Below are 2,735 nucleotides of genomic sequence, written 5' to 3'. Positions count from 1 at the left end.
TCAGCCTGCCTCCAGCTTCAACCGGTCCCTGCGAGGACCAGCGGCGGGCCTCTCATCCCGCGAGATCCATCAGCGCCTCGTGGCGCACAGCCGAGTTCGTCGATGCAGAGGAGGTCGACGCGGCCGTAGCGGGCGATGGTCTTGGTCAGCTGCTTCTCGTCGGCGGCTTCGACGAGTTCGTTGACCAGCTTCGTCGCCAGCACGTACTTGACCCGGTAGCCGGCCATCGCGGCTTCGGTGCCGAGCGCGATCAGCATGTGGGACTTGCCGGTCCCGGAGTCGCCGATCAGGCAGAGCGGCTGGCTCTTCTTGATCCACTCGCAGCTGGCGAGAGTGTGGATGGCCGCCGCGTCGATGTTCGGGTTCGCGTCGAAGTCGAAGGTCCGCAGGGACTTGTCCCGGGGGAAGCCCGCTGCCTTGATCCGCCGCTCTGAACGGCGCCGGGCTCGGTCGTCGCACTCGGCCATCAGGAGTTCGGCGAGGAAGCCGCGGTAGGTCATCTGGTCTTTCATCGCCCGATCGGCGATGTCGGAGAACTCGTTCCTGATCGACGGAAGCCGCAGGAGGCGGCAGGCGGTGTCGATGGCCGTGGTGGCGGCCTGCTCGGTCAGTCCTCGCTGGCGGGGCAGGGTCACTGTGCTTCTCCCTCGCGGTGTTCACCGCCGCTGGCGCGACGGCGTCGGAGCAGTTGGTCGTAGTGGGTCACCGAGGGCAGCGGCCTGGTGTCCGGGGGAAGATGCGCGAGTCGCCACTCGTGCAGAAACGTCACCGTTGCCTCACCCGCTGCGCCGGCCCGCGCAGCGTGCCCGGCAGGCTCGTCCTCGGCCTGGGCGACCTTGCGGGCCTCAAGCGCGACCGCGTCCGCGGTCAGGGCCCCAGCCCGCAAAGCAGTCGCGAGACCGGCGACCAGGTGCTCGTGCGAGACGTGGCGGGCCAGCAGCAGCACCTCGATCAAGGCCCTGGTGCCGGCTGTGTCTCCGTGGGCCTTGACCGCTGCAGCCCACCAGGCGTCATGGACCGGGGTGAACTTGCCGGCGGAGCGAGCCTGTTCGAGCGCGGTGGCGCCGGGGAAAGCACCCGGCTTGCGGATCAGGGCCTCGAGGTAGTGGTCTAGATCCAGGCGGCAGCCGCCCTTCGCGATCAGACGCTCGTGCCGGGCCACTTCCACGTTCTGGTCGTAAACCACCAGGTGAGAGGCATGGAGCACGATCCGGACCCGCTTCCCGATCAGCCGGACCGGTACCGAGTAGCGGTTCGTGCGGACCGCGATCTGGCTGTAGCGGTCGGCCCTCGGAGTGAAGAGCCGACCCGTCTCGAAGGACTCTTCCGGCAACGGCATCAGCAGCGGCCGCTCGGCCTCGAAGTACTCGTCGATGGTCCGCGGCCGCGAACCGATCCGGCGCCGTCCGTCCTGCAGATCCCACTGATCGACGAGCTCGTTCAGCTCGGCCAGCGAGTCGACCTCGGGCACCGGGGTGAAGTGGTTGCGGCGAAAGTAGCCGATCTGGCCCTCCACTCCGCCCTTCTCGTGAGCGCCCTCGATGCCAGGCCGACAGTAGAAACTCTCGATACCGATTCTCTGAACTTCGGGAGTCTGCGTCGCCCTCCGTAGGAATCTGTCCCTCGGACCTGGTGTCGGAGACGTCGGGCAGCACTGGGATCATCATCGGGTGCGTGGAACTGATGAGCTGATCAACGTGGACGACCCGGCCTGGCCCGAGTTGCAGGAGCTGGTCGCGGCCAGCACTGTTCCGGTAAAGGTGCTGCCCGTTGACCGTGGCGAGAGCCGTCGGTGCCTGCTGCAGATGCAAGTCACGGCGCGATCAGTGCTCGGCGCCGTGGCGTTGAACAGCGGCGGCCTGGTCCTCGATGACGGATGGGTTCGTGTGTTCGGCGGCGGGTCGGGCGAAGACGACGGCAGTCTGCCAAGCCTTGCCCGGGTCAATGCGTTCCCCGCCAATTTCGATCCTGCCTGGCATCCGGCGCAGGGCCTGGTCGTCGGCCACGACGCGTTGGGCGGAGTGTTCGCGCTGAACGGCCACGACCCGGAAGCGGCGGGCCGGCCCGGTGCCCCAGGACAGATGACCTACTTCGCCCCCGACACGTTGGAGTGGGAAGCGATGGAGATGGGTCACTCGGTATGGATCTCCTGGATGCTGTCCGGACGGCTGGAGAAGTTCTATGAAGGGCTGCGCTGGCCAGGCTGGCGTGAGGAGGCGGCCTCGTTGTCCTTCTCGCAGGGCATCTCGGTGATTCCGTTCCTGTGGTCGCAGGAGGCTCAAGCGGACCTTGCGGCCACCAGTCGCCGTGCCGTGCCGATGCGTGAAGTCCTCGGAGTTGCCGCTGACTTCGCCCAGCAGATGGGCCCGGCCGATCCGGGATTCCTTGGTGCGGTATAGGTCAGAGGGCTGACCCGTTCGACGAACTATCGTCGGTTGGGAGGTCATGGCGCTTCTCCCTGTTGATCTCGGAGGGTAGGCAGGCCAAGGTCAACGGCAGCGCCGTTGCGGGGCCTGCGGTCAATTTGGGCGAGCTTGTCCTCGGCGCCAGCAAGGCTGACGCGGAGTCCTTCGACCTCGCCGAGCCAGCCTTCGCGCTCGGCCTCCGCGATGCGGGCGTGAAGGTTGTCGCGGATCTCCACTAGTAGGACTCAGTTAGGTCTGTCTCGCGGTCCTGTTTGGGGGCATGTTGGTGGTGTGGACGCACATGAAGTGAACCGTGCTCGGGCGAAGTTG

General features: G+C 66.9%; 3 protein-coding genes and 1 pseudogene. 1 reads left to right on the top strand and 3 read right to left on the bottom strand.

Features of this window, described 5'->3' with window-relative positions; all coding sequences use genetic code 11:
* Positions 1 to 89: 89 nt before the first annotated feature.
* Together ACZ6D7_RS47430 and ACZ6D7_RS47425 are read right to left on the bottom strand one after the other, a co-directional pair.
* A pseudogene (locus ACZ6D7_RS47430) lies at positions 90 to 635 on the bottom strand (ATP-binding protein); the annotation flags it as partial.
* Complete coding sequence (locus ACZ6D7_RS47425) at positions 632 to 1,516, bottom strand: Mu transposase domain-containing protein (RefSeq protein WP_469505138.1); 885 nt, start codon at positions 1,514 to 1,516, stop codon at positions 632 to 634. The gene ACZ6D7_RS47425 and the pseudogene ACZ6D7_RS47430, both read right to left, overlap by 4 nt.
* Before the next feature lie 154 nt (positions 1,517 to 1,670).
* On the opposite strand from ACZ6D7_RS47425, the gene ACZ6D7_RS47420 reads away from it, so the two are divergent.
* Positions 1,671 to 2,399, top strand: coding sequence for a DUF2625 domain-containing protein (locus ACZ6D7_RS47420; protein ID WP_469505136.1), 729 nt, complete (start codon positions 1,671 to 1,673; stop codon positions 2,397 to 2,399).
* A gap of 44 nt (positions 2,400 to 2,443) precedes the next feature.
* On the opposite strand, the gene ACZ6D7_RS47415 is transcribed toward ACZ6D7_RS47420, so the two are convergent.
* Positions 2,444 to 2,641, bottom strand: coding sequence for a hypothetical protein (locus ACZ6D7_RS47415; RefSeq protein ID WP_469505134.1), 198 nt, complete (start codon positions 2,639 to 2,641; stop codon positions 2,444 to 2,446).
* Positions 2,642 to 2,735: the final 94 nt, after the last annotated feature.

The sequence above is a fragment of the Streptomyces sp. NPDC041784 genome (genome assembly GCF_055591025.1).
Note: the sequence above shows the minus strand (reverse complement) of the source record. Positions and strands in the feature narration are given on the sequence as shown.